The 7,102-nt window shown below is 71.2% G+C and carries 7 protein-coding genes; all 7 read right to left on the bottom strand.

Features of this window, described 5'->3' with window-relative positions; all coding sequences use genetic code 11:
* The coding region (locus ACFW2E_RS37440; protein ID WP_384473680.1) for an aldehyde dehydrogenase family protein at positions 1-431 on the bottom strand (431 nt) is incomplete at its 3' end.
* Positions 424-1,743: a flavin monoamine oxidase family protein gene (locus tag ACFW2E_RS37435; RefSeq protein WP_384473677.1), complete on the bottom strand. Its 1,320-nt coding sequence runs from the start codon at positions 1,741-1,743 to the stop codon at positions 424-426. The genes ACFW2E_RS37435 and ACFW2E_RS37440, both read right to left, overlap by 8 nt.
* A 29-nt stretch (positions 1,744-1,772) precedes the next feature.
* Complete coding sequence (locus ACFW2E_RS37430; protein WP_384473674.1) at positions 1,773-2,843, bottom strand: ABC transporter ATP-binding protein; 1,071 nt, start codon at positions 2,841-2,843, stop codon at positions 1,773-1,775.
* Between the two features lie 2 nt (positions 2,844-2,845).
* On the bottom strand, positions 2,846-3,730 hold the full coding sequence (locus ACFW2E_RS37425; RefSeq protein ID WP_384473671.1) for an ABC transporter permease: 885 nt from the start codon (positions 3,728-3,730) through the stop codon (positions 2,846-2,848).
* Positions 3,727-4,626: an ABC transporter permease gene (locus ACFW2E_RS37420; protein WP_384473669.1), complete on the bottom strand. Its 900-nt coding sequence runs from the start codon at positions 4,624-4,626 to the stop codon at positions 3,727-3,729. Before ACFW2E_RS37420 ends, ACFW2E_RS37425 begins: the two co-directional genes overlap by 4 nt.
* A 3-nt stretch (positions 4,627-4,629) precedes the next feature.
* Positions 4,630-5,754: a spermidine/putrescine ABC transporter substrate-binding protein gene (locus ACFW2E_RS37415; protein ID WP_384473666.1), complete on the bottom strand. Its 1,125-nt coding sequence runs from the start codon at positions 5,752-5,754 to the stop codon at positions 4,630-4,632.
* Positions 5,755-5,942: 188 nt separating this feature from the next.
* Positions 5,943-7,102 (bottom strand): aromatic ring-hydroxylating dioxygenase subunit alpha (locus ACFW2E_RS37410; RefSeq protein WP_384473663.1); only part of this gene is annotated, 1,160 nt, incomplete at its 5' end.

Below are 7,102 nucleotides of genomic sequence, written 5' to 3'. Positions count from 1 at the left end.
CGCCCCTCCCCCGCGCCCCGCCCGGGGTCTACCCCCCGCGGGCCCCCCCCCGGCAGGTTGCGGGCGGCGCCGGCGAAGTAGCGCACCACGTCGACGATCGCGGGCAGTTCGTCGGCGAGGAAGAGAGCGCGGGGCTTGCCGGTGTCGGCGACCTCGGCGCCCGCCAGGGCGTCGGCGTGCCGCTCCAGCGCGTCGGCGATGTGCAGCAGCGCGGTCTGGCGTTGTGCCGGGGTGGTGGCCGACCAGGCGTGCTGGGCGTTCTCGGCAGCCCGGCAGGCGGCGTCGACGTCGTCGGGGCCGGACAGCGGGGCGGTGCCGTGAACGCCCCCGGTGGCCGGGTCGATCAGCCTCAGGGTGGCTCCGGATGCGGCTGGGGTCTCCTTGCCGCCGATGTGGTTGAGGACGGTTGACAGGCGGGAGTCGTCAGCCACGGCGCAGGGCCTCCCTCGCTGCGGCGCGGCCGGTGCGGACGGCGCCTTCCATGTATCCGGCGACCCACTGGTCGGATCCGCAGACGTAGAACGGGGGTTCGTGGGTGCCGTGGAGCGGGCCGACGGCCATCACCTCGCCCGGCGGCCACTGGGTGACGTATCCCTGGGTCCACGGGTCGGTGCCCCACAGCCGCAGGTAGCAGGCGAGCGGTCGGTGGGCTTCTGCGCCGTACAGGCCGGCGATCTCGGCGAGCAGTTCGGGGGTGCGCAGATGGGGCGGGGTACCCAGCAGGACGCCGTAGCGTTCGGGCGGTATCAGCGCGGACAGGACGCCCTCGTTCTGGGGCCAGGTGCTGCCGAGGACTCCCTCGCACTCGGAGAGGCCGTTCAGGTCGTCCGCGCGCCAGAAGGGGCGGTCGTAGGCGGCGGCGAACTTGGCGGCCGTCGCCTGCCGTTGCCGGTACAGGGAGGCGAGGCGGGCCTCGCTCACGCCGCTGACGGCCACGGACCGCAACGGTCCCACGGGCAGGGCGCTCACCACGGCCCCGGCGGTGAGGACCTCACCGCTGACCAGGCGGACGGTGCAGCGGCCGGGGCGCATGTCCAGGGCCGCGACGGGTGAGCCGAGGCGCACGCGCGGGCCGAGTTCGCGGCCCATCACCTCGGCCAGGCTCGCCGAGCCCTCGGCGAGCCGCAGTCCCTCCCAGTCGTCGTAGTCGTAGTCGCCCGAGCCGGAACCGGGCACGGCGGCGCTCTTGCGCAGCGCGGCCAGGAGCGAGATCCGCTCGTAGGAGCCTCCGGCGAGGGCCAGTTGGCCGATCTCCCACAGCCGTACGACGGCGGGTGTGGCGTGCCGGGAGCGCAGCCAGCCGCCCACGGACAGCCGGTCGAGGGCGGCCGCGTCCGGGTGCGACCAGGGGTCCTCGGGATCCACGGTGGTGGCCAGGGCCGTGAACTCGGTGCCGAGCCGCTCATGGAGGGCCGCGTCGCCGTCGCCGAACCAGTGCGGCGGTTCACCGGCCGAGCTGCCCTCCGCCGTGGCGCGGACCATCCGGCCGGGCTCGGCGACGTAGCTGGGCACCAGTTTCAGTCCCAGCTCCTCGGCAAGGCCGCGGTAGGCGGTGTGGGCGCGGCCCACCACCTCTCCGCCGAGCTGGACGGTGCGGCCGTCGGGGAGCCGGGCCTGTTCGACCCGGCCGCCGACCCGGTCCCTGGCTTCCAGGACGAGCACGTCGGTGCCGGCGGCCGCCAGGTCCCGGGCGGCGGCGAGCCCGGCCAGCCCGGCGCCGAGAACGATCACGTCGTGATGCATCGGTTTCGCTTTCAGATCGGGTGGGGCGGTCAGGCCAGGACGAGGCAGTGCTCGGGCCGCCAGCCGAACTCGACCGTCTCGCCGCCGCTCCAGCGGTCCTCCATGCGGGCCCGCGCCGTGTTCTGCTCCAGCACGGACAGCGTGACGCCGGGGGCGAGTTCGATCAGATAGGTGGTGGTGGGGCCGCTGTAGACGGTCTCGCGGATCACTCCGCGCAGCACCGACATGCCCGGTTCGAAGTCGGACAGCCAGACCTTCTCGGGGCGTACGGACACGCTGACCGCGGTGCCGTCCGCGATGCCGGTGCGGGAGCCGACCGGCAGGGCGGGCCCCTGGTCGAGGGTGACCTCGCCGCCGCGGTAGGTGCCGGTCATCAGGTTGGAGGTGCCCATGAAGGAGGCGACGAAGCGGCTGGCTGGGTGTTCGTACACGTCCTCGGGGGTGCCGCACTGCTCGATGCGGCCCTCGTTCATGACACAGATCCGGTCCGACATGGTCAGTGCCTCGTCCTGGTCGTGAGTGACGAAGACGAAGGTGACGCCGACCTCCCGCTGGATCTGCTTGAGCTCGACCTGCATCTGCCGGCGCAGCTTCAGGTCGAGGGCGGCCAGTGGTTCGTCGAGCAGGAGCACGGCGGGCCGGTTGACGAGGGCGCGGGCGAGGGCGACGCGCTGGCGCTGGCCGCCGGAGAGGGTGCGGGGCTTGCGTCCGGCGAAGCCGTCGAGCTGGACCAGTTCCAGCATCTCGCCGACGCGGCGCCGGATCTCCGCCTTGTCCACGCCCTTGCGCTTGAGGCCGAAGGCGACGTTGTCGGCGATGCTCAGGTGGTCGAACAGGGCATAGCTCTGGAAGACGGTGTTGACGTTGCGCTTGTTGGGCGGGAGCGCGGTCACGTCCTCACCCGCGAGCAGCACCGCCCCCTCGCTCGGGTCGGTGAAGCCGCCGATCATGCGCAGTGAGGTGGTCTTGCCGCAGCCGGAGGGCCCGAGCAGGGAGAAGAAGCGGCCGGCCTCGATGTCGAGGTTCAGGTCGTGGACGGCGTAGGTGTCCGCGAACCGCTTGGAGACGCCGTCGAGGCGGACGGCGGGAGTCGCGTCCATGGTCAGCTCCCGGAGAGGATGTCGAGGCCGCCGCGGCGGCCGAACAGGCGCGGAATGAACAGGGCCAGGGCGATCAGGCCGATGGATCCGGCGAGCATCAGCGTGCCGACGGCGTTGATGGTGGGCTGCACGCCGAAGCGGATCGCCGAGTAGATCCGTACCGACAGTGGCTGGGGGTCGACGCCGGTGGTGAAGTAGGCGAGGACGAAGTCGTCGAAGACGAGCGCGAAGATCAGTACGGCGCTGGCGAGCACGGCGGGCAGCAGCGCCGGCAGGGTGACCAGGCGGACCGCCTGCCAGCGGGTGGCTCCGAGGTCCATCGCGGCCTCCTCCACCTCGGGGTTCAGCGCGGCGACCCGGGAGCGGAGGATGACGGTGACGTAGGAGATGGAGAAGGTGATCTCCGAGAGCATCACCGTGCCGGTGGACAGGGTGATGCCCAGGCCCTTGAACAGCAGCATCGAGGCGACGCCGGTGACGATCTCGGGGGTGATCAGCGGCACGAGCATGATCAGGCCGGCCAGGGAGCCGAGCCGGGTGCGGCAGCGCACCAGTCCGAGTGCCAGGGCGACGCCGAGGACGATCGAGCCGGCCGTCGCCACCAGGGAGATCCGCAGGCTGGTGCCCAGCGAGGAGATCAGGACGTCGTCGTGGACGAAGGTGCGGTACCAGCGCAGGCTGAACCCGCTGAAGACGGTGAGGGACTTCTGGGAGTTGAAGGAGTACAGCGTCACCACGGAGATGGGCAGATAGAGCAGCGCGAAGAAGATCGCGGTGACGGCGACGAGGACGCGGGGCTTGCGGTCGGCGCGGCCACGCCGGGTGCGGGTCCGCTCGGTGGTCCGGGCGGGTGCGGTGGCGGTGGCGGGCGGGCTGAGCCGGGTCATGGGCGGGCCTCCGCCTCGTCCTTGCGGGTGCGCCTGAGGTAGCCGAACATCCCGACCAGCAGGACGAGCATCAGCAGCATGGTGAGCGCGGATCCGAGCGGCCAGTTCTGGCCCTGGAAGAACTTGTCCTGGATGAGGTTGCCGATCATGATCTGGTCCGGGCCGCCCATCAGTTGTGCGCTGACGAAGTCGCCCATGGCGGGCAGGAAGACCAGGACCAGCCCGGCCGCCGCGCCCTGCCGGGTGGCGGGCAGGGTGACGAACAGGAAGGTCCGGACGGGGCCGCCGTAGAGGTCGCGGCCGGCCTCGACGAGGGAGACGTCCAGCCGCTCCAGGGCCGCGTACAGCGGGATGATCATGAAGACGACGAATCCGTAGACGAGTCCGGCGATCACACCGACACCGGTGTTGAGGATCTTCGTGTCGCCGTCGGCCAGTCCCACGGCGCGCAGCGTCCGTAGCAGCGGTCCGTCGTCGGACAGGACCACCGACCAGCCGTACATGCGGACCAGGTAGTTGGCGAAGAACGGCACGACGATCGCGGCGATCAGCGCGTGTTTCCAGCGGCCGCCGTGCAGCGCGATGGTGTACGCCACCGGGTAGGCGATCACCAGGCAGATCACGCAGGTCAGCAGGGCGTAGCCGAGGGAGCGCGCCAGGACCTCGGTGTAGGCGGGGTCGGCCAGGGCGCGGATGCTGGACAGGTCGAACCCGAAGCGCGGGTTGCCGAGTTCGTCGGTGGTGCCGACCGTGAGGACGGCGACGAGGAGCAGGGAGGCGATCAGGAACCCGGTCATCCACAGGGTGCCGGGGAGCATGAACCAGGACCACATGCGGGTGCCGGTGGCGTCCGGGCCGCGGCGGCGGGTGCGTGCGGGGTGACGCAGCAGTGTCATGTCTCAGCCCGCCTTCACATGGGTCCAGGCGGTGTCGCGGGCGTCCTCGGCCGCGTGGCTCCCGTTGCGGAAGAACAGGTCGGCCTTGAGGTCGTCCTCGGTAACGAGGCACTCGGGGAACGGCTTGACGAGCTCGGCGTAGACCTTCTCGGAGCCGGCCACCGGCATGGGGTAGCCGATGTACTCGATGTTCTTCTTCACGTTCTCCGGGCGGAGCATGTAGTCGATGAACAGCATCGCGGTGCCGGGGTGCGGGGCGTTCCAGGGGATCGCGTAGCAGTCGGAGTTGATCGGAGTGCCCTCCTTGGGTGCCTCGAAGCCGAAGACGGAGGGGTCCTTGGCCTGGTTGAGCATGGCGGCCATGTCACCGCTCCAGGCCTGGGTCATGACGGCGTTGCCGTTGAGCAGGTTGTTGTAGCTGTCGCTGGAGAAACCGCGCAGCCGTGGGCGCAGGGTGCCCAGCAGGACGGTGATGCGGTCGAGGTCACCGGTGTCGCCGGTGCTGACGTCGAGACCCAGTTCCAGGGCGCCCATGCCGAGGACCTCGTCACGGTCGTCCAGCAGGAAGACCTTGCCCTCGGCCTTGTCGCTCCACAGGTCCTTCCACGATCCGCTCAGCTCGCCGATCCGGTCGCGGCGCCACCCGATGCCGGTCTTGTAGGCGGTGAAGGGGACGGTGTGCGCGGAGCCGGGGTCGTACCAGGGGTCGGCGAAGTAGGCGTAGGCGCCGAACACGTCCTGGGAGTGGGTGATCTGTGAGTGGTCGATACGGCGCAGACGGCCGCCACGGGCCAGGCGCTGGGCCCATTTGGCGGTGGGGAAGATGATGTCGTAGCGGTTGCCGGCGTTGAGCTTGGCGACCATGCCTTCCATCGAGTCGAAGTTCGACTGGATGACCTTGACGCCGTATTCCTTCTCGAAGCCCTTGAAGACGGACGGGTCGACGTAGTCGGCCCAGTTGAAGTAGACGAGATCGCCGTCGACGCGGGCCCGGACCGGGGCCAGGTCCTTGTCGTCGGGCGTTTTGGCGGGCATGAACCCGCAGCCGCCGACCGCGGCGCCCAGCAGGCCGCCGGCGCCCGCCCGCAGCAGGGCGCGTCGGGTCGGTGGTGGTACCTCGGGGGACATGGAGCGTCCTCTCCGTCGAGGAACGGCACAACAGTCCAGGGCGGGACCGGCTGGTCGGCTCACGGAGGCCCTGTGACTCCGTAGTGAAGACCGGTCTGGGGAGGGTACGGGCGTGCGTCAGCGGGGTCCGGGTAAGCCGGACGGGAGGAGTACCCGCTGGTGGGGCCCGGCCGCAGGTCGGCGGGGCGTCACCGGCTCTCCCCCTCCAGGTCCTGGCGGATCCGGCGGGCGAACCAGCCGACGGCGGCTTCGCGGTGCGAGAGCGGGCCGGGCTCGAAGCCGGGGGTGGACAGTCCGGCCTGTACGCGTTCGACCAGCTCGGCGTCCTCGTCGTTGGTGACCCAGCCGATGTGGATGTTCAGCCGCCGGGCGATCCGGGTGCGCAGGCTCTCCCCGTGCCGGGTGTAGAAGGCGCCCGGGATCGCCGCCCGGTCCTGGGCGGTGGGCAGGGCGGTCCACGCGAGCACGTGGTCAGGGTAGAAGTCGATGAGCGTGTTGGGGTAGATCACGGCGTACCGCCAGACCCGCCGGTCGGCCTCGGTCAGCCCCGGCATCGGGGTGGCGAGCCGCTGGTAGAGCCGCTCCGTCCAGTTCGAGGAGGGCTTGTCCCGCAGCGGTGACTCGAAGAGGACGTAGTGCTCCTGCACGTCCACCGTGTACGCCTGGTAGTCGAGCAGTCGCATCAGCGCGGGATGGGCCACGGGGACGTGGTAGCCCTCCAGGTAGTTGTCGACGATCACCTTCCAGTTGGCGTTCTGCTGTTCGCCGCCGGCGACGTCGTGGATGCGGTGCTTGCCGACCGGTGTGAGGCCGGGTCCGGCGTAGCGGCCGACGGCCCCGGCGAGCCCGGCGCAGGTTTCCGCGAGCGGGGCCGCCTCGAGGTCGAGGTTGACGAAGACGAAGCCGAGGAAGGACTCCACGTTGACCGGGTGCAGTCCGAGCCGGGGCTTGTCGAGGCAGGGGATCCGGCGGGCCTCGGGGGCGCCGACGAGGCGTCCGTCCAGTTTGTAGGTCCAGCCGTGGTACGGGCAGCGGATCGCCTTGCCCTCCGGCTCCGGGCCGGTGACCAGGCGGGTTCCGCGGTGGCGGCAGACGTTGAGGTGGGCGGCCAGGCCGCCGTCCTCGGTCCGCACGACCAGGACCTCCCGGCCGGCGGTGGTGGCGGCCAGGCGGGCACCGGGGCCGGGAAGGTCGGACTCGTGGCAGACGAGCTGCCAGGACTTGGCGAAGACGCGTTCCGTCTCGGCCGTCGCGATGGCCGGATCCGTGTAGTAGCGGGCGGGCAGGGCCACGCCGGGGTGAGCGGGGGTGCCGCTCGCCGGGCCGGGCGGCGCGGCGGCCGCCTGGG

Origin of the sequence: Streptomyces sp. NPDC058964, from assembly GCF_042741275.1 — a bacterium.
Lineage (GTDB): Bacteria > Actinomycetota > Actinomycetes > Streptomycetales > Streptomycetaceae > Streptomyces.
This window is presented reverse-complemented; position numbering and strand designations above follow the sequence as displayed.

Bases quoted from the DNA above. Each gene is read 5' to 3' on its own strand.
- ACFW2E_RS37435 (WP_384473677.1), bottom strand. From the start codon at position 1,743: ATGCATCACGACGTGATCGTTCTCGGCGCCGGGCTGGCCGGGCTCGCC.
- ACFW2E_RS37430 (WP_384473674.1), bottom strand. From the start codon at position 2,843: ATGGACGCGACTCCCGCCGTCCGCCTCGACGGCGTCTCCAAGCGGTTC.
- ACFW2E_RS37425 (WP_384473671.1), bottom strand. From the start codon at position 3,730: ATGACCCGGCTCAGCCCGCCCGCCACCGCCACCGCACCCGCCCGGACC.
- ACFW2E_RS37420 (WP_384473669.1), bottom strand. From the start codon at position 4,626: ATGACACTGCTGCGTCACCCCGCACGCACCCGCCGCCGCGGCCCGGAC.
- ACFW2E_RS37415 (WP_384473666.1), bottom strand. From the start codon at position 5,754: ATGTCCCCCGAGGTACCACCACCGACCCGACGCGCCCTGCTGCGGGCG.